We start from the raw sequence: 19,562 nt of genomic DNA, 5'->3' as shown, positions 1-19,562 counted from the left end.
TTTAATTGAGTATAAGAGTTTTACGCTGTGATCTCGAAAAAATAGCCTGTCTTAAGTCGTTAATATCTACATGAAGCAGGTGTTTGTAATCAAAGTGATGAAACGTGTTAGCCTGTTTTCCAATATGATAAGAGCGGTAGTAATAGTTGTAATAATCGGGTAGTATAACAATGCCTAAAATCATGGCACCATAGAGGTAGGGACTACGTTTTCCGTTACCAAAACATAAGCATTGTAAAGCAATTTCATCTTCTACTGTTACGCCATAGCCTGTTAAGGTGTGATAGGCATCATGGCGTTCTACTTTGGCAATGAGTTCAAAATCGTTAGTGTCTAAAAACTCACCTAGATGTCTACCAAATGAAGATTTAGGATAATTGAGGAGTTCTGCCCTATAAATACCCCAGGCTTCATGATTTTTAAATAGTTTGGTGTAAAGGTTTTGAGAGTGCTCAAATAACCATTCTATAAATTGTTTTCGTATGTTTTTCATACCTGTTTGTTTTTAGCAAACCAAATCCATGATTGGCTTGTGGTTATAAAAGCGGACGAAAAAAATGCGATGCTGAAAATGCTAAAATTGGTAGATATGATTCCAAATGCCGCAATCCCAAAAGTAAAAATAGCATAGTAGGGGAAATACCTTTTATAAACTTGTGTTTTGCTTAAACCGTTTTTTTCTGTTATCCAAAACACAGAGCAAATTGTACTTAAAATAACTAGCGACGCTATAAAAAATATGGGTATAAAAGACACCAATACAAGAAGAACCATATTGCTTTCTTCAAAGCCTAATCCAGTGATTATCCAAAAGACAAGCGCTGCCAAAACACAAGATTTTGCAAGGTTATTTCGAATATTCATATTATTTAGTTCTAGTATTATGGTCTAATGCAATGTTGTCATAACTCCACTCTTGCCAATCCCGCTGTCTCACCGTACTTAGATAATTCCGGTATTTATTTTCGATTCTAAGTCTATTGGCATTTGAAATGATGATATCATCTTTTTTGTTGTGGAGTAGAACAGCATTCCTATTTGTGAGTTTTATGAGATAATCAATGTCATATGCTTTTGCCTTTGTAAGATTATAATTGGTGATGGTATAATCCCAATTTATGGCACTTAAAATAACCAACAGAGCAAAGGCTATTTGTGCATTTTTTCGAAACAAGAAAATGAGGTTTTTTATATTCAAGACTTTAATAAATGTCGTAACCAGGCCAATAAGGGTAAGGAAAATATAAACATGTACACCAATACGTTTATAGGTAAGTCCAAATGAACTAATATAATTTTGATTTTTGATAGCAATAAGTGCAATAAGGACAATGTTTAAGATAATCCAGAGGTAAGTAACGGCTTTAAGGTTTTTATTATTGACGTAAAAATTGAGATCGCCTCTAAAGAAATATAGAATGATAATTATGGCAATAATAATAGAAGCGATAAGCGTATTAATGCTATTGTGTACTTGATAAGAAAGGGTAGATGCTTTAGTGATATCATGCGTTTTTAAGTACAGAATATCGGTAATGATATATATTACAATTAAAAGATTTAGCAATCCAAGCAATAAGGTTCCAAGTTGTTTTTCCTTTTTTAATTTTTCTTCGGAAATGTGCTCTGATTTGTTTAAATGGTTAGTTGTTTTTAAATCGGCCAAGGTTGCCTGTTCTACCTGAATAGGTTTAGAAATGTTGCTGAATAAATAATAACCTAAAACAGAAAATAGTACCCATTGTATATTGATAAAGTTGAAATTAATTTGAGAGACTAAATTATTGAACATTGGATTTCCATTTTTATAGAGCATTACAAAAACGATAATAAACACCAACGGAATACCAACAAGTTTAGTGAGGTGAATCCAATCTATTTCTTTTTTAGGTTTAACTTGTTCTTTCGTCTGGCTAGCTTCAAAATTTCTGTGAAAAAATCCAGCAATAGAAGTGTAAAGACCATTTAGCCAATAGATATACACCGAAGTATCACGTTGTGAAACTACACCTATTAAGGTGAAAAATGCGGCGCAATTGGCAATAATTGAAAGGTAAGAGTGTTGCATGAATACAATTACAGCCGTTACCAAATAAATAAACGTATGCAGTATCGTTTGTTTGTTTTTAAAGGCGCTTAGATTGTAAAATGCCAATACACCAATCGTTATTATAGAAAAAATGGAAAGATTTAGTCCTATATGCTTTTCATAAAAAAGTGTACTGAATGCTAAGGAGGCAATAATGGTTATTATATGTTTCATAATGCTTGTTTTAAAGTACTTTGAATTTCAAAGTTTAAGATTAAAAAAAATGACGTTATCTAGGCGTTTATATGGTTTAATGATTTGATTTCTTTTTTATAATTTGATGGCAATAGCATGTTTTTAAGTAGGGCGTCTAGCCTTATGGATCTACATAATTTATATAGATAAATAAGAGGTCTTAATAGTGATGCTTTTCTCTTATTTAAATAAGCATTAACCATTTTTGGGCAAATGAGTCGCTGAGACTCTAGTAACAGTTTATATCTCATAAACCCCAAATGTTTCCTATACTGTTTATAGAGATCTTTCGTATAGCTGCTATTATGCAAATTCTCCGCAATATGTAATGAGCGCATGTGTTTAAAATGCACATAATCTTTGGGTAGTTCTTGTATGTTCATGCGCTTTCCTACCTTATAAAAGACCTTATAAACCTCTTCCTTTTCTAGAATATCAAGTGGTCGTTCTAAAATTTCGAAAGATCGAATCGAATAGTCTATGAGCATGAACAATACATCTTTATAAGCCCAATTTGGAATGGCTTGCCCGCGTTGTTGTTCTATAGCATGATGTATGTTAGTTATGGTATCAATAGCTTTGTGCGCCTTTTCTTTTTCAGAAAAAACAATTTTTCGAGCGTAAGAAACCGTAGAAAATAGACGTCCTAAGGGATCTTTGGGAAGTTGTCCAGTAAAATAGAGCCAATCTACGGCTTTATTGAGGGCAAACTCGGCAGAAGCACCTGCAAAAACCAAGAGTATGGTGTCGCTTTTGCCCCAAATTTCTCTAACTATTGAGTTTTTATCTACAAAGTATGCCATTTCGTTTGTGTTTTTTTTACTTTGAAATTCAAAGTAGATTTATAAATTTTTTTATTGTTTATTAATTAATTTTTCGAGCGCTTCTATGTGTTTTTTAAATTCGGCCTTACCTAATTTAGTGGCAGAGTAGCGCGTATTTGGTTTTCTACCAATAAATTGTTTTTCCACTTTTATATAATCTGCTTTTTCTAAAGCTTTTGTGTGACTTGCAAGGTTTCCATCTGTTGCGCCTAGTAGGTTTTTTAGCATATTGAAATCTGCATATTCATTAACCATTAAAATAGACATAATGCCTAATCTAATGCGATGGTCAAATGCTTTGTTTATGTTGTTAATTATACTCACGCTTCTGGTTTCAGATTCATAATTCAAAGTTATGCAAAGCAAAACTTATTTCATTCTATCGTACTTAAAATGCATAATAGTTCCATAGAAAATATGACAAACTCCAAATCCTAAGGCCCAAAAAAACAAGCCATAGCCTAAAAAGTAAGTAGAGATTAATCCAATAATAATCATTGTGATTCCTAAATATCTAATATATCCTAAAGTATACTTGCTGGCATTAACGCAAGCTAAGCCGTAAAAAATCATCGTTAGAGGAGCAACAAGGGCGTATACATTTTTTTCTAATAGCAACATGATAAAGATGCCTCCAGTAATCAACGGGATTAAAAAATTAATAATCAGCCGTTTTGATGTTGAATCCCACATACTTTCGTTTTGCTTCTTGGCTTTTGCATAGCTTAGAACAATACCTGTAAGTATAGACATGACAACCACAGTGATAGCGACCAGAAAAATGTACATCGTGCTTTCCTCAGTTATGAGTAAGGTTCTGTATCCGTCAACAGTTACCATGTTGTCTGCGTAAATGATGCCATAGCCTATGTAAGCCCCTATCAATGCATAGATGCCTGCGAGTATTCCAGAGAGACCACTAATGGATAAAAAACGAGATGATTTGCTCATCATAGTTTTAATATCACTTATATCTTTAAGATAATCTTTTGATTCCATAATAAAGTACTTTGAAATACAAAGTAAAAAAAATAAAGCGAAATACGCAACTATTTTTCTATTTTAAAATCTAGAATCTTCTCGTTTTCAAAATAAAGACTCAGCACATCTGAAGAGGAGGTGTTTGATTTGTAATTTAGCGAAGCCACATAAAGATTGTGTTTGTTTTTTTTGAAGTGCAGCTCTTTAGAGTGTTTTTTGTTTTCAAATTTGTAATAAATTTTTGAAGCCTTGGCTTTTTCTTTAAACACAATTGTAATGGTATTGTTTTTCTCTTTCAATTCGATAAGGCCTTTTTGATTATTAGCGATTCTAACGCCACTTTCAAAATATTTAGAGTAAAATACTGGTGTTTCAAAGAATGACTTTATACTTATGGGATGCGATACAAATTGTAAATGTTGATATTGGGGAAGGTGAGAACTTAAAAATTCATACGGATCTGTGAAAAAGTAAAAATCATTAAAGCGTTGAATCCAAGATTTTGTTTTCATATTTTCATAACCTGTAGACCATGTGACGTCTATAAGTTGCCATTTATTGTTGATTTTTACAGCATTCCAAGCATGATTCTTTATGTTTCGAGTTGTGTTAATTTCGTTCGTAGACAATTTAGTAATGCCTTTTATAATTTGGGATTGAATTCCAGAGCGTAAACAGAGTTCGTTAAACAACGTACTAAATTCTATACACATTGCTTTTTTATACGTTAATATTCTTTTTACCAATTTCGCGTTGCGCTGCTTTTGAATACTTCTATTGAGCCGCTCAGAGTCAAAAGTGATTCGCATTTCAGGTGGATTAAAACTATAGTATCGATTAAGATCATAAGTAATATTATGTGCTATCCAAGTATAATAGGCTCTTACCTTTTCTTCTTCAGTGTTGAAGTCTTTGGAAACCCTGTCAACCAATACTTCAAGAGTACCATAATTAGGGTATTGTTTTACTTTGTTATCTATCCATTCATAGTTTTGCGAATAGACAAAAGTGGTCATCAACAACGATAATGTTAAAAAAATGTATCTCATAAACTAAAGATAATAATTATATTTATGGGATAACAATTAATATTTTTAAATGATGACTGGATTTTTATTGACTATTGCCTTTATTTCTGGAGGACTATTATTAGGGCTTGCAACTTTAGATAAATGGGATGGGGAGAGTAACTTCTTTAACAAAATTGCTGGTGTTTTAGCACCTTTTCAAACGGTTATTGGAGGTGGATTAATAGTATTGGCTATTTTAAAGTTTTGGAGTGCTCCTATCTATAATACTGTTGGCATCGTTGGTGGGTTTTTACTCTTAACACATGTTATTGGTAAGGCACCAGCCTTTGGTGATAGTTTGAAGAAATTGTCTGATAAATTAATGCCATTTAAAGCCATTATTGGTATTGGACTTTTAGTGGTTGGAATTCTTCGAATTTTTTAAATTGATGTGAATCCTGCCGAAGCGTATATCCTTAAACAACCCGAGCCATACAAATCGATTCTTTTGCATGTGCAGATACTCATTGAGCATACGTTTCCAAATGCTGAAATGAAATATAAATGGCGTATTCCGTGTTATTACCTTGGAACACGTCCTATTTGCTATCTCAATCAAAGTAAAGACTATGTGGATGTTGGGTTTTGGCATTCGGCGCACTTAACCAAATACACCGAATATATGGTGTCTGAAAATCGTAAAGTTGTAAAATCTATGCGTTATAAAACTTTAGATGACATTGACGATATAATTTTTATTGGAATTTTAAAAGAGGTTGAGACCCATAAAAACAAGTCGTTTTTGAAGTGATTTTATAGGGTTTTATTTAAACAATCTTAAATTAGTAACTGGAATTGTCCTATAGGTCTTTGTAGATGATATAATTTTCAAATACTTGCCCTTTATGAGATTTCTTTTGCTTTTTTTCAACTTCATAAAAGTGAGAGTCAAAAAACTCAAGAGCCGTTATACTGACATCAGATTTGATGGTATCGTAACCATTTAACGACACACGAGATTCCATTATGCGCAGTAGTTTTGATGCAATGGTACGCCTTTGGAAGTCTTTATGAACAAATAGACCATCTAAATAATAGCCTTTAGTTAAATATGAGAAACCAACAATGGTTGTTCCAACTTCGGCAACGAGAAAGTAGAATTTTTTAATACGCTCTTCCCATTTTTCAATATCATCTGCGCCAGACGACCAAACTTCAATTTGTTTCTCATTGTAATCTCTGCTGTTAACAGCTCTTACAGTGTCTCTGAAAATTGCAGTAATTTCTGGGATATCATCTAGAGTTGCTTCTCTAATTTCAATATCGTCTATCATGGTCTATAATTGATTAACCGTTTTTCTAATGGCAACAAGATTAGCTAATAGTTGCTCTAAATTATCCAAATGTAACATGTTAGCCCCATCACTCTTAGCGTTAGCTGGATCAAAATGGGTTTCAATAAATAAACCATCTACGCCATTTACAACACCAGCTCTGGCAATAGTTTCTATCATATCTGGACGACCTCCTGTTACACCAACACTTTGGTTAGGCTGTTGTAATGAATGTGTAACATCTAAAACAGTTGGAGCAATAGCTTTCATGGTTGGAATACCTCTAAAATCTACAATCATATCCTGGTAGCCAAACATGGTTCCGCGATCTGTTATCCATGCTTTGTTACTCCCTGAATCTTTTACTTTTTGAACGGCATGTTTCATAGCTTCAGGACTCATAAACTGTCCTTTTTTAAGATTTACTACTTTGCCCGTTTTAGCGGCTGCAACTACTAAATCTGTTTGACGTACTAAAAACGCAGGAATTTGAAGCACATCAACAAATTCTGCTGCTTTAGCTGCATCTGAAGCTTCATGAATATCGGTTACTGTTGGAATGTCAAATGTTTGAGAAACTTTTTGAAGAATTTTAAGTGCTTTGTCGTCTCCAATACCTGTAAAACTATCTATCCTACTTCTATTAGCCTTTTTGAAACTTCCTTTAAACACATAAGGAATTTCTAATTTATCGGTTATTGTAACCACTTTTTCGGCAATGCGTAAGGCCATGTCTTCACCTTCAATGGCACAAGGACCACAAAGTAAAAAAAAGTTGTTAGAATTAGTGTGTTTCAGTTTTGGAACGTCTGATAATTGCATCTGCTTAAAATTTCAAATTTCAGCGCAAAGATACAAATCACGAATGGTTTAAAAGCTTCTATTAAGACTATTTCTTATCATCCATAAGGCCATAATGAAGTTAGCAATCACAAATATCCCACCATATACCATAAATTGTTTAGCAAGATTCGACACATTTACAATATTGAACATATCAGATAAGTAAGCCAAAATTAAATACGATGATAAGCACACAAATGTAATTCCTAGGGTGAAATTTAATCTTTTGTTAGGTTTAATTAACTGCCAAAGAAATGGAATTCCAAATAAAAGAATAGGATACGCTGTAAGACCTTCGCTTTTGTTAACGTTGGTGAACCAATAGGCAATTACCGCTAAAAAATAGAGGTAAGGCACAAATTTTGAATATTTGCTAATCGTTTGCATCTGTTAGAGTTTTTCAGATGTAAATCGCCCAATATTTTGGTTGGTTTGGGAGGCTATTTACTATTAATCAATTTGATAACGTAAGATACGTACTGAAATTATATTCTTTTATCAGAATAACATTTAATTAACTAAAGTTTCGAAAATTTTAACAACACAAACGCCTAAATTCAATAGTATTAATTATCAGTGTTTTAGCTAAATTTAAGGTGCTTCTATCGACTTCTGTCAATAATAAAAATAGTGGATTTCGAATTATTCCTTAAGATTGAGTATTTAAGCGGAATTTAACGTACCTTTGCACGCTTAAAATAAGGCATCATTATGGCTACAATTAAAAATATTGCAATTATTGCACACGTCGATCACGGAAAAACAACATTGGTTGATAAAATCATGTATCATTGCCAGTTATTTCGTGAGAACGAAAATACTGGAGATTTAATTTTAGATAATAACGATTTAGAGCGAGAGCGAGGGATTACTATTACATCTAAAAATGTATCTGTAATATATAAGGACACAAAAATCAATATTATTGATACGCCTGGTCACGCCGATTTTGGAGGAGAGGTAGAGCGTGTATTAAATATGGCTGATGGTGTTTTGTTATTGGTTGATGCTTTTGAAGGTCCAATGCCACAAACACGTTTTGTATTGCAAAAAGCTATCGATTTAGGATTAAAACCATGCGTGGTTATTAATAAGGTTGATAAAGAAAATTGTACGCCAGACGAAGTTCATGAAAAGGTATTTGATTTAATGTTTGAATTAGGTGCAGAAGAATGGCAGTTAGATTTTCCAACGGTATATGGTTCTGCAAAGAACAACTGGATGAGTGATGACTGGCAGAATGAAACTGAAAATATCGAGCCACTTTTGGATATGGTTATTGAACACATTCCAGAACCTAAAATTGAAGAAGGAACAACACAAATGTTAATTACATCTTTAGATTTCTCTTCATTTACTGGTCGTATTGCGATTGGGAGATTAACTCGTGGTGAACTTAAGGTTGGCCAAAATATTTCGTTGGTAAAACGTGACGGAAGCATTGTGAAATCAAGAATAAAAGAGTTACATACTTTTGAAGGTTTAGGACGTAAAAAAGTAGATCAAGTTCAGGCTGGTGATATTTGTGCTATTGTAGGCTTGGAAGGTTTTGAAATTGGTGATACTGTTGCTGATTGGGAAACACCAGAAGGTCTTAAAACCATCGCAATTGATGAGCCTACCATGAGTATGTTATTTACAATTAATGATTCGCCTTTCTTTGGTAAAGATGGTAAATATGTAACCTCAAGACACATTAAAGAGCGTTTAACCAAAGAGCTTGAAAAGAACTTAGCATTACGTGTTGAAGACACAGATAGTGCAGATAAATTTATGGTGTTTGGTCGTGGTGTTTTACACTTATCAGTTTTAATAGAAACAATGCGTCGTGAAGGTTATGAATTACAAATTGGACAGCCACAAGTAATTATTAAAGAGGTTGATGGTGTTAAATGCGAGCCTGTGGAGGAAATGACCATTGATTTGCCAGAAACAGTTTCTGGTAAAGCTATTGAAATGGTTACGATGAGAAAAGGTGAAATGCTAAGCATGGAAGCTAAAGGAGAACGTATGATTTGCGAATTTATAGTGCCTTCTCGTGGGATTATTGGTTTACGTAATCAGTTACTAACGGCAACAGCAGGTGAGGCTATTATGGCACACCGTTTTAAAGAATATCAACCCTTAAAAGGAGGGATTCCAGAACGTCAAAACGGAAGTTTAGTCTCAATGGAAAATGGACAAGCGATTCCTTATTCAATTGATAAGTTACAAGATAGAGGGAAGTTTTTTATCGATCCAGGTGAAGATATCTATGAAGGTCAGGTTATTGGAGAAAATTCTCGAGGTGATGATATGACTGTTAATGTTACAAAAACTAAAAAATTAAGTAACGTACGTAGTGCAGGTGCAGATGATAAAGCGAAGATTGTTCCGGCAATTAAATTCTCTTTAGAAGAAGCCTTAGAGTATATTCAAAAAGATGAGTATGTTGAGGTGACACCAAATCACATAAGACTGCGTAAAATATTCTTAAAAGAAGTAGAGCGTAAGCGTAACAAGAGTATTTAATAATTCTTACTATTACAAGGAATCTAATTTTAGATTCCTTTTTTGTTTTTGAGTTTTCTATATTTACGTTATGTTAGAAATGATACATGTTTTATATTTTGATCCAGGGTTGGGGGCGATGATTATTCAGGCCATTGTTGCTGCAATTGCTGGAGTTGTGTTGTTTTCTAAAAATTTAATGTTTAAAATAAAGTCGTTTTTAGGAATTGCTAAGCCAGAAAATGATGTGTTTGACGACATTGATATTAAAGATTCTGATATAGAAAGCAAACCTCATAGTGACAATAAACAATAGACATTCATCTTCATTTAGAGATCCTTCTGGTTTTATTTTTGATGACCATGGCGTAATAAAACGCTCTATTTCACCGCTCTATTTTGATCAGTATAGAGCACTTAAAGATTCTCATTTTTTTAAAAAATTACAGGATGCGGGCCTATTAATTCATCACAAAGAACTGTCTAGCTCCAATACTGAAATAATTATTGAACCTGAGCAAATACCATTTTTTACATATCCGTTTGAATGGAGTTTCGATATGTACAAAGAAGCGGCATTACTCACTTTGAAAATTCAAAAGTTCGCTTTAGAACATGGGTTTTCTTTAAAAGATGCCTCGTCTTTTAATGTGACATTTCACCAAGGACGGATGGTTTTTATAGATACGTTGTCATTCGATTTTTATCAAGAAAACACACCTTGGAGAGCATATAAACAGTTTGTATCTCATTTTTTTGGACCATTGGTATTGGCTAAATATTGTGGAGCCGAATCACTAAAATTTATGAATACCTTTATGGAAGGTATACCTGTGAAAATGCTATCTTCAATGTTGCCATATAAAACAAAATTGAACCCTTTTTTGTACACTAATATTCACTTATTAGCGAAATATGAGGATAAGCATAATGAAGACTATAAAGGTAAGCATAAGGTTGGGCAACTATCAAAAAAAGCACAGTTAAATATTATAAGAAGCCTTTATGACTACATTAAAAAGCTGTCTTTAAAAGAATCTAGTGAATGGGGAAATTACTATGATAAGACCAACTATGCTTCCAAGGCATTTGATCAAAAGTCTGAGATTATAGATTATTGGGTACAACAACTTAATGTCAAGACTTTAATTGATATAGGAGGCAATGATGGGACATTTGTTAGAAAGATAAATCAAAATCTAGAACTCACTTTAGTTTGTGACGTTGATAATAATGCTGTTGATGCCAATTTTCGATATACGAAAAAGAACAATGATGCCTCAATGTTGCCATTTATGTTTGATGTTTTGAACCCCTCAGCGAATATTGGTTTTAATAATAAAGAAAGAGATTCATTCTTAAAACGTATTAAAAGCCTAGCTCCAGATGTGACCATGGCTTTAGCCGTGATTCATCATATGAGTTTAAGCGGTAATATCCCTTTTGAGATGTCGGCAGAGTTTTTCGCTAGCTTTTCTAAATATCTTATTATAGAATTTCCGAAGCGTAAAGATTCTTGGGTGCAGCGCTTGTTAGCTACGAAAGGAGCATTTAAAGATCATTTTGATTTTTATACTATTGAGCATTTTGAAGATTGTTATCTTAAATACTTCACTTTAATAGAAAAAAAGATTATTAAGGATTCACAAAGAGTTATGTATTTTTTTAAAGCGAACACTATTGAAAAATCCTAGAAAATATATTTTAGAGTTTATAGATAATAAAAAGGAATACCCCATTCTAACTTTTATTGCCGCATGTTTGTTTCCCTTATTACATTATTTCAATACTCATTTTTATATAGTTAGTTCTTTTAAACACTTGCTTTTTTTTACTGGAATATTTTTAATTCTTCCTACAATGGTTTTTTATGCCATTAATCAAATCATAAGAAAAACATCTGTATTTAGTGCTTACCATAAATTTGTATTGCCTTTAATTAGTTTTGGTTTATTCACAATTCTTATTGTACTAATTACTGTTGGGATTAAAAAAAAATTACTCTTATTAGTTTTTGTTATTGCAGCGTTACTAGCAATTCTCATGTATAAGAGTTTAAAAAAAGTTGTTGTTATTCAATATATATTGGCTATCATTTCTTTTTCTATTTTAGTGTCAAAGTGTATTGAAAGGAATACTTCCTCTTATAAATGGGTCGAACAGCCTGATAAAATAGAGTCTGTAATATTTAAGAAAACCCCAAATATTTACTTAATTCAGGTCGATGGTTATCCAAGTTTTAATGAGATTAATAAAGGTTATTATAATTTCGATAATAGTACGTTTAATTCTTTTTTGAGAAGCCAGGAATTTAAGTTGTATGGAGATTATAGGAGTAATTACGAATCAACGCTATATTCGAATAGTTCTTTATTAGCCATGAAACACCATTATTATAAGGTTAGTTCTAATGCAGAAAACGAAACTTACGATTTCGGGAAAGTAATTATAGAAAGTAACCCTGTATTAACTATTTTAAAGAATAATAATTACAAAACTCATTTACTTATTCAAGAACCTTACTTTGTTTTAGGTAAGTCAAATTTAGGCTTTGATTACAGTAATATTATGAATGAAGACGTATCATATTTTTCTAATGGATTTGATATGAATAAGGATATTAAATCTGACCTAATGACACTTATTAACGCAAATGATGCAAGTAATAATTTCTATTTTATTGAGAAAATTAAGCCTTGGCATGTAGCGAGTAGTAAATCATACTCAAAAGGAAAAAAGGAAGAACGATATTTGTATTTAGAACGTTTAAAGGAAGTCAATACATGGTTAACAGAAGTTGTATCTTCAATTCATGAAGGTGATGCTAATAGTTTGGTTATTATAGTTGCAGATCATGGCGGTTATGTAGGCTTTGATTATCAAACGCAATCTAGGGCAAAGACTCTGGACCGAGATTTATTATATTCTGTTTTTGGTTCTGCCTTAGCCGTGAAATGGCCAAATGGAGACATCCCGAAATATGATAATAAGATAAAGACTTCAGTAAATTTATTTAGAGTATTATTTTCGTATTTAAGTGATAATGAAGCCTATTTAGATCATTTGCAGGATGATAAAAGTTATTTGATCATAGAAGAGAAAACACCTTTTGGTGTTTATGAAGTGATTGATAATGAAGGTAATATTTCGTTTGAAAAACATAAATAATGAGCTCTTATAATTGTATTATTTTAACCTAAGAGATCTTAGCAAAAGCAAACATCAAAATCAGTAATGAAATACGTCGATAGAGTTTTACGAAATTGGAGAATAAAAGTTGCAAGTCAGTTTGTTAGAACTAATGATAGAATACTTGATATTGGGTGTTTTGATGGTTATTTATTCAGTGCTTTAAAAGACAAGAAAATCCAGCCAAGTATTGGCGTAGATCCTTTATTACAAGAGACTACAAAGAAAGATGAACACCTTTTGTTTTCTGGTTTTTTTCCAAATGACATTCCAAAGAATGAAACTTTTGATTGTATAATTATGCTAGCCGTATTAGAGCATATTCCAAGAGAGCAACAGCAATTGTTTAATGCTGAGTTTTTTCGGTTTTTGAACACTTCAGGTCGTATTATTATAACAGTTCCTTCACCTTTTGTAGATCAGATTTTATGGGTTTTGAAAAAAATGAGGTTGATTGATGGCATGTCATTAGATGAACATTATGGTTTTAAGACGAGTGAAGTTTACACCATGTTAGACTCTAGACAATTTAAATTATTAACTCACAAAAAATTTCAGTTGGGTCTAAATAATTTATTTGTTTTTGAAAAGATTAACTAACATGACGTTGTTATATTATTCAGGTTTACTTTTTAAACTAAGAATACTAAAAAATAAACTAAATAAAATAATTTGAATCCCAAATAGGATTGTAAACACGGCAGGTATAATTATTCGAAAAGTATATGAAGGGTCCAGGCTTCCAAAGTTTACAGATTCCCAAAAAAAGAGGCCTTTAATACTTAAGATAATACCAAAAAGGAATAAAAGCACGCCTGTTATAAGCCCTTTTTCTAAGTTCAAATATTTAAACAGATTATTGTATCGTTTACTCTTAGGTAAGAGACCATTTTCAACTGCAAAAATTTTGGTCAATGCATAAAAAACGAAAAATTGAAATCCTATAAGAGTCATACTCGCTGTATAGAGCAAAGTATGCACATCAAACATGATGTTTTCGTAAGCGATAGGTTTTATAATAAGAGCAATAGAAGATATTAAACCAAAGGTGAATAAAATTAAACTAGGGTAAAGAAATAACCATTTAGGACTATAAAGCAATAAAAATCGCAAGTGTCTCCAGCCATCACTCCAGGTATTAAGATGTGGGGCTCTAGTTCTTCCGTCTTTATGCAGAATTGTTGGAACCTCAGTAATAGAAAGATTATTTAGTTTTGATTTAACAATCATTTCTGACGCAAACTCCATCCCTGTTGTTTTTAAGTTCATTTTCGAAAATGCTGTTTTCGAAAACCCTCTTAATCCGCAATGGAAATCACCTATTTTTATTTTAAAAAAAAGCCTACCAATGAAGGATAAAACTGGGTTTCCTAAGTATTTATGTAAAAAAGGCATTGCTCCCTTTTTTATGCCTCCTTTAAAACGATTACCCATAACCAAATCATAGCCTTCTCTTAGCTTTTCTACAAAAGGCATTAACTTTTCAAAATCATAACTGTCATCTGCATCAGCCATTATGATGTAAGCACCATCGGCGGCCTTTATCCCTCCTTTAAGAGCATTTCCATAGCCTTTTTCTTCTACGTTAATGATTCTAACATTATGACGCGTTGCAATAGCTATAGAATTGTCGGTACTGCCATTATCTGCAATTATAATTTCACCAACCACGTTATTAGTTTGCAAAAAGTTCTTGGCCTTAGAAATACAGATAGCCAATGTTTCCTCTTCATTTAAACATGGCATTACAATAGATAGTTCAATTTTTGATTCCATGCTTTAAAAGTTTAATTAAAATTATGACTGAGATAAATATTAAAACGTAATTGTAAAAGAGATACCTTATAATTGAATGACTAGCAAAAGCAATCAACATAGCGTTGGATAAAGTAAAAGCAGATAAAACAAATAACAAGAGTATGAGTTTGTTGTCTGGATGAAACAAAAATTTAATAAGACTAAAAAGAAAAACACCAAGAACTAACAAAAAAAAGACGCTAGAATAAAAACCATGTGAAATATTAGCATAATAAATACGCATCCATTTTTTAAAATTACTATTAATGAGAGTTAACGTAATATTTCTGCATGTTTTTTCAATATTATAATACGCCTTAGCATGCGCTAATTTTGTGTTGTTTTCATTTAGTATTTCCTTTTGGTAATAAAAATCTTTGCCTAAATAATGAACGGTTTGGTTACATATTTCTGGAACCTTGTTATGAAAATAATTGTAATTTAAAGCGTCAGACTGAGCATTGTCTTGCTGGGAAAGTAGCAATTTTTCTTGCGATAGTTTGGCGTAGCACAATTTGAAAACTGTTTTATCATTTACGCTTTCTATACTATCTATATCGGAACTTTCAGACACATAAAATGCTGAGCCAGATGCCGCTACAAAACCAAAGGGGGTCGTCATAAAAATACCATCTTTCAGCTTGTGGTAAGTAGAATCTATTAAGGATAGAAAAAAAGGAAGACTAATGATTAGTGCAGATTTTAAAATGATTGATCGCCTTGGACGTTTGCTTTTATTATTAAAAATATATACAAATGCAATGATGAAGGGCATTAAAATAAATTGCCCTCTAGTAAGAGTAAGTGCCAAGTATATTATGATAAAGGCAATCCATTTTTTACGGTTTTCATTAAACAATATCTCTAACCCATAAACTACGAACAACAAGTATAACCCATAACTAATACCTTCAGGACATATATTATTGGCAACCGATAAAGGTTTGAAGAATGGAAACAACAAAATAATGAGCAGGGCAATTCGTGCAATACTATTAATTTTAAGTATCTGAGATATTTTTTTTAAAAACAGATGTACAGCAGTTAAGGTAAATGCCGCTTGAAAGATAAGGACACTTAGATCAAAAAAGCCACTAAAGATAAATTTAAAAACCTTTAAAAAGATAACGTAACCTAAATGTCTATAAGGTAAAGCATTGATGTAGCTTCTTGTATCAGGAGAATAAATGGCGTCATTGGTGACAACAAATAAAAAAACAATCAAATAAATAACCCACAGATATAGGTTTTTATCAAGTACCCGCTTATAACTCAAAATTCAGTTTTACAATTGATCAAATATAAAATAATCGAACCAAAAAGTGATTTTAAGATTTAAAAATATCGTAATTTGAGCCAAAATATAGAACTTAACTTACATGTTTAACATTGAATGTGGTTTACAATTTTAAAATATATAAAGCCTGTTGCTATATTTGAAATGAGTTATGACGATAACTGATATTACCATAAAGCGCTATGATAGCACATACAAATCTGATTGGGATGAGTTCTTAAACCTGTCGGAGAACGCCACGTTTTTATTTAAAAGAAATTTCATGGATTACCATCAAGATCGCTTTGATGATTTTTCCTTGATGATATATGACACGGATGATCTCGTAGCGGTTTTTCCAGCTAATCATAAAGATCATCTGTTATATTCTCATCAAGGTTTAACCTATGGAGGGCTTGTATATTTAAGTGATTTGGATATTAATAGTGTAAAAAAAATAAATAAAGCGCTAGTCGATTATTTGTCTAAAGAAGGCATAACACTTATGACCATAAAAACAATGCCCAAAATATATCAGTCTGAGGTTCTAAATCAAGTTGAAGGTTTTGAAAATGTAGAGCTTATTGCCAGTCATATGGTTTTGGCAATAGATTATAATTCAGATTTTAAAATTCATAAAACAAAGATTAAGAGATATAAAAAGCTAAATAGTAATGGCTTGACCATAAGAGAAGGTGAAGCAGAGTTTGATGTATTTTGGAATACTATTTTGGTGCCTCGATTAAAAGAAAAGCACAACTCGAAACCTGTACATAGCTTATCTGAAATAAAATACTTGCGGGAGCAATTTAAGAAGGAAATTTTGCAATATAATGTTTATAGAGATGATGAAGTTCTTGCTGGAATAACCATTTTCAATAAAGGAAACGTTGTGAAGTCTCAATATGGCATTGCTACTGCCGAAGGAGAGCGACTCAATGCTTTGGATATGCTTTTTGTATATTTAATTTATAAATATAGAGATGAAGGGAAGCAATACTTTTCTATGGGTACTGTTAGTAATGATTCTCAGTTAGGTTATAGCTCTGGCATGTTAAAGCAAAAACAAGAATTTGGTTGTGATACCTGTTTTCAGGAGATAATGAAAGTGACGATAAATGATTAAATTTTTAGACTTAAACAAGATTAATTCGAGATATGAAGAGGCGTTTACTTCAAAGTTCAAAACGTTCTTAAATTCTGGATACTATATAAAAGGCTCTAGTGTAAAATCTTTTGAAAAGAACTTTGCCGAGTACTGTAATACCAAATATTGTATTGGTGTTGGCAATGGTTTGGATGCACTTACTTTAATATTTAAAGCCTATATAGAACTTGGTAAATTAACTCAGGGAGATCAAGTTATTGTTCCTGCTAATACGTACATCGCGTCGTTATTAGCGGTTATAAATTCTGGATTGGAGCCAGTTTTTGTTGAACCTGATGAAAAGACCTACAATATATCTCCAACAGAGATTGAAAAGCATATTTCGACTAAAACCAAAGCAATCCTTGCCGTTCATTTATATGGTCAATTGGCAGATATGACAGCTATAAATAAAATCGCTAAGGTTAATAAGTTATTAGTTATCGAAGACGCTGCCCAAGCTCATGGGGCTGTGTCTATTTCCGAAGAACAAAAAGCAGGAAATCTATCTGATGCAGCTGGGTTTAGCTTCTATCCTACAAAAAACCTTGGGGCTTTGGGTGATGCTGGGGCTGTGACAACTAATGACGAACAACTTGCCAACTGTATCTCATTATTACATAACTATGGAAGTTCTAAAAAGTATATCAATGAGATTATAGGTGTTAATAGTAGATTAGATGAGTTACAAGCTCTATTCTTAAATGTTAAACTTGATGACCTAGATGACGATAATAAAAGGCGCCAGGACATAGCGAAATGCTATTTAGAAGGAATTAATAACCCTAAAATAGAGCTGCCGTATTATGATTTATCGTCTAACCACGTGTTTCATGTGTTCGTAGTACGTGTGCAAAACAGAGAAGATTTTACCAATTATTTAGAAAAAGCTCAGATAGGTTATCTTATTCACTATCCTATTGCTCCACATAAACAAAAGGCACTATTGCAATATAAATCTTTATATTTGCCAATCACAGAAGCGATACATGAGACCGTTGTAAGTATTCCAATGAGTCCTGTAATGACTAATGATGAGATTGAAACAATTATTAATGCCCTAAACCTTTATTAATTGAAAAACTTAATAAAATACATTAACACTAATGTATTGTTTAAAGTTGCACACCTTAATTCGGCAACGATTGTCACCAAAATCATAGCTGGCATTTTAACATCAAAGGCTATTGCTATATTTATTGGTGTGGAAGGTATGGCGCTTATTGGAAATCTGAGGAATTTTTTAAGTGCGTCACAATCGGTGTCTATTTTAGGGTCCTACAATGGCGTTGTTAAAACCATCGCAAAATTTAAAGACGATAGTATAAAACTAAGCCAAACCTTATCTACGGCTTATTATCTGTGTTTTTTTTCTACTCTAATCGTATCGTTTCTATGTTATTATAATGCGCAGTTTGTAAACGATTTTTTGTTTTCTTCAAACTATAATTTTGCCTATATCATAAAAATAATGGCTTTAGCTCTGCCGTTTTATGCATTGAATATGATGAGTTTTTCAATAATGAATGGGTTTTCAAATTACAAGATGCTACTCATTATTAACATCATTGGTCAAATTTTAGGCTTACTCATTACATTACTTTTAATTTATCAAAACCATATTGACGGCGCATTAATAGCAGCTGTAATTGCACCTTCTCTTATATTTTTAATCACCTTAGTAGGTATTATTAATAGGCGAAATTTAATGACTTATATTAAAACAGATCATATCAGTTTTGATATTCTGAAATCGTTTGGGCCTTATGCGGCAATGGCACTGGTTACTGCAATTGCATTGCCTGTGATTTCCATATTTATACGTAATTATATTATTTCTGAAGTAGGTATAAAGGAGGCTGGTTATTGGGAGGCTATGAATAGAATATCAAACTATTATTTGATGTTTATTACCTCTGTTATTACCTTATATATTGTTCCAAGGTTTAGCGAAATTGATAGTAAAAAAGAATTTAGAAAAGAGGTTTTTGGCTTTTATAAATCGGTGATGCCTATTTTTGGAGCTGGTCTTATACTGCTCTACTTTTTAAAACCACTCATTGTACCGCTTATCTTTTCCGACGAATTTAAACCTGTAGAAGATTTGTTTTTATGGCAACTCCTAGGAGATTTTGTCAAAGTATTATCAATTGTTATTGCCTATCAATTTTTGGCAAAGAAAATGTTTACGCACTTTATTATAATTGAAGTGTTCTTGGTGATAATGCTATATATTTCTAGTATTTACCTCATTGATGTTTTTGGAGTTGAAGGTGCGGTCATAGCACATTTCTTAAGTTACTTAATGCACTTTGGTATTGTCTTGCTTATTTTTGGATCGTCCTTATTTGGAATTATTCCGCAAGAAGATAAATGATATACATAAA

22 protein-coding genes are annotated in these 19,562 nt (G+C 32.2%); 10 read left to right on the top strand and 12 right to left on the bottom strand.

Annotation, left to right across the window (positions count from 1 at the left end; genetic code table 11):
• Window position 1: 1 nt before the first annotated feature.
• The 7 genes from Q0893_RS10625 to Q0893_RS10595 are packed head-to-tail and all read right to left on the bottom strand — an operon-like array spanning window position 2 to window position 5,138.
• Window positions 2–493, bottom strand: a complete 492-nt coding sequence (locus tag Q0893_RS10625; protein ID WP_298902650.1) for a Coq4 family protein — start codon at window positions 491–493, stop codon at window positions 2–4.
• A complete protein-coding gene (locus Q0893_RS10620; RefSeq protein WP_299275305.1) occupies window positions 490–864 on the bottom strand; it encodes a hypothetical protein in 375 nt (124 codons plus the stop codon). The genes Q0893_RS10625 and Q0893_RS10620 overlap by 4 nt, the downstream gene beginning before the upstream one ends.
• Window position 865: 1 nt before the next feature.
• A complete protein-coding gene (locus tag Q0893_RS10615) occupies window positions 866–2,263 on the bottom strand; it encodes a DUF4173 domain-containing protein (protein WP_299275302.1) in 1,398 nt (465 codons plus the stop codon).
• Window positions 2,264–2,322: 59 nt separating this feature from the next.
• On the bottom strand, window positions 2,323–3,087 hold the full coding sequence (locus tag Q0893_RS10610) for an oxygenase MpaB family protein (protein ID WP_299275299.1): 765 nt from the start codon (window positions 3,085–3,087) through the stop codon (window positions 2,323–2,325).
• A gap of 51 nt (window positions 3,088–3,138) precedes the next feature.
• Window positions 3,139–3,432 (bottom strand): transcriptional regulator, encoded by a 294-nt coding sequence (locus Q0893_RS10605; RefSeq protein ID WP_298902655.1) that lies wholly within the window; start codon window positions 3,430–3,432, stop codon window positions 3,139–3,141.
• A gap of 45 nt (window positions 3,433–3,477) precedes the next feature.
• The gene (locus Q0893_RS10600; RefSeq protein WP_298902657.1) at window positions 3,478–4,107 is read right to left on the bottom strand and encodes a hypothetical protein; all 630 of its coding nucleotides are present in this window, start codon (window positions 4,105–4,107) and stop codon (window positions 3,478–3,480) included.
• A 50-nt stretch (window positions 4,108–4,157) separates the two neighbouring features.
• Window positions 4,158–5,138 carry a transglutaminase domain-containing protein gene (locus tag Q0893_RS10595; RefSeq protein WP_298902658.1) on the bottom strand — a complete coding sequence of 327 codons (981 nt, stop codon included), beginning with the start codon at window positions 5,136–5,138 and terminating at the stop codon, window positions 4,158–4,160.
• Between the two features lie 49 nt (window positions 5,139–5,187).
• Between Q0893_RS10595 and Q0893_RS10590 the strand changes: the two genes are divergently transcribed.
• Both Q0893_RS10590 and Q0893_RS10585 read left to right on the top strand, forming a co-directional pair.
• Window positions 5,188–5,544: a hypothetical protein gene (locus Q0893_RS10590; RefSeq protein WP_298902659.1), complete on the top strand. Its 357-nt coding sequence runs from the start codon at window positions 5,188–5,190 to the stop codon at window positions 5,542–5,544.
• A 6-nt stretch (window positions 5,545–5,550) separates the two neighbouring features.
• Window positions 5,551–5,910 carry a DUF1801 domain-containing protein gene (locus tag Q0893_RS10585; protein WP_298902660.1) on the top strand — a complete coding sequence of 120 codons (360 nt, stop codon included), beginning with the start codon at window positions 5,551–5,553 and terminating at the stop codon, window positions 5,908–5,910.
• A 49-nt stretch (window positions 5,911–5,959) separates the two neighbouring features.
• Here the strand turns inward: Q0893_RS10585 and Q0893_RS10580 are convergent, their stop codons facing one another.
• The 3 genes from Q0893_RS10580 to Q0893_RS10570 are packed head-to-tail and all read right to left on the bottom strand — an operon-like array spanning window position 5,960 to window position 7,663.
• Window positions 5,960–6,433, bottom strand: a complete 474-nt coding sequence (locus tag Q0893_RS10580; protein ID WP_298902661.1) for a GNAT family N-acetyltransferase — start codon at window positions 6,431–6,433, stop codon at window positions 5,960–5,962.
• 3 nt (window positions 6,434–6,436) lie between these two features.
• The gene (gene kdsA, locus Q0893_RS10575; RefSeq protein WP_298902662.1) at window positions 6,437–7,255 is read right to left on the bottom strand and encodes a 3-deoxy-8-phosphooctulonate synthase; all 819 of its coding nucleotides are present in this window, start codon (window positions 7,253–7,255) and stop codon (window positions 6,437–6,439) included.
• A gap of 48 nt (window positions 7,256–7,303) precedes the next feature.
• A complete protein-coding gene (locus Q0893_RS10570) occupies window positions 7,304–7,663 on the bottom strand; it encodes a hypothetical protein (protein ID WP_298902663.1) in 360 nt (119 codons plus the stop codon).
• A 324-nt stretch (window positions 7,664–7,987) separates the two neighbouring features.
• Here Q0893_RS10570 and typA point away from each other — a divergent pair, with 324 nt between their 5' ends.
• The 5 genes from typA (at window position 7,988) to Q0893_RS10545 (ending at window position 13,555) form a co-directional block, all read left to right on the top strand.
• On the top strand, window positions 7,988–9,787 hold the full coding sequence (gene typA, locus Q0893_RS10565) for a translational GTPase TypA (RefSeq protein ID WP_298902664.1): 1,800 nt from the start codon (window positions 7,988–7,990) through the stop codon (window positions 9,785–9,787).
• A gap of 70 nt (window positions 9,788–9,857) precedes the next feature.
• The gene (locus tag Q0893_RS10560) at window positions 9,858–10,082 is read left to right on the top strand and encodes a hypothetical protein (protein WP_299275289.1); all 225 of its coding nucleotides are present in this window, start codon (window positions 9,858–9,860) and stop codon (window positions 10,080–10,082) included.
• Complete coding sequence (locus tag Q0893_RS10555; RefSeq protein WP_299275286.1) at window positions 10,066–11,460, top strand: class I SAM-dependent methyltransferase; 1,395 nt, start codon at window positions 10,066–10,068, stop codon at window positions 11,458–11,460. Before Q0893_RS10560 ends, Q0893_RS10555 begins: the two co-directional genes overlap by 17 nt.
• 166 nt (window positions 11,461–11,626) lie before the next feature.
• Window positions 11,627–12,934: a hypothetical protein gene (locus Q0893_RS10550; protein ID WP_299275284.1), complete on the top strand. Its 1,308-nt coding sequence runs from the start codon at window positions 11,627–11,629 to the stop codon at window positions 12,932–12,934.
• Between the two features lie 66 nt (window positions 12,935–13,000).
• Window positions 13,001–13,555, top strand: a complete 555-nt coding sequence (locus Q0893_RS10545) for a methyltransferase domain-containing protein (protein ID WP_298902670.1) — start codon at window positions 13,001–13,003, stop codon at window positions 13,553–13,555.
• A 15-nt stretch (window positions 13,556–13,570) separates the two neighbouring features.
• Here Q0893_RS10545 and Q0893_RS10540 read toward each other — a convergent pair whose 3' ends face one another.
• The gene (locus tag Q0893_RS10540) at window positions 13,571–14,731 is read right to left on the bottom strand and encodes a glycosyltransferase family 2 protein (RefSeq protein WP_298902671.1); all 1,161 of its coding nucleotides are present in this window, start codon (window positions 14,729–14,731) and stop codon (window positions 13,571–13,573) included.
• Complete coding sequence (locus Q0893_RS10535; RefSeq protein WP_298902673.1) at window positions 14,715–16,028, bottom strand: hypothetical protein; 1,314 nt, start codon at window positions 16,026–16,028, stop codon at window positions 14,715–14,717. Before Q0893_RS10535 ends, Q0893_RS10540 begins: the two co-directional genes overlap by 17 nt.
• Window positions 16,029–16,200: 172 nt before the next feature.
• Here Q0893_RS10535 and Q0893_RS10530 point away from each other — a divergent pair, with 172 nt between their 5' ends.
• Genes Q0893_RS10530 through Q0893_RS10520 form a run of 3 tightly spaced genes read left to right on the top strand, consistent with a single transcriptional unit; the run spans window position 16,201 to window position 19,552 of the window.
• Window positions 16,201–17,154: a GNAT family N-acetyltransferase gene (locus Q0893_RS10530; RefSeq protein WP_299275278.1), complete on the top strand. Its 954-nt coding sequence runs from the start codon at window positions 16,201–16,203 to the stop codon at window positions 17,152–17,154.
• Window positions 17,147–18,250 carry a DegT/DnrJ/EryC1/StrS aminotransferase family protein gene (locus Q0893_RS10525; RefSeq protein WP_299275275.1) on the top strand — a complete coding sequence of 368 codons (1,104 nt, stop codon included), beginning with the start codon at window positions 17,147–17,149 and terminating at the stop codon, window positions 18,248–18,250. The genes Q0893_RS10530 and Q0893_RS10525 overlap by 8 nt, the downstream gene beginning before the upstream one ends.
• A complete protein-coding gene (locus Q0893_RS10520) occupies window positions 18,251–19,552 on the top strand; it encodes an O-antigen translocase (RefSeq protein ID WP_299275272.1) in 1,302 nt (433 codons plus the stop codon).
• Window positions 19,553–19,562: the final 10 nt, after the last annotated feature.

Origin of the sequence: uncultured Psychroserpens sp. (assembly GCF_947494225.1) — a bacterium.
GTDB lineage: Bacteria > Bacteroidota > Bacteroidia > Flavobacteriales > Flavobacteriaceae > Psychroserpens.
This window is presented reverse-complemented; position numbering and strand designations above follow the sequence as displayed.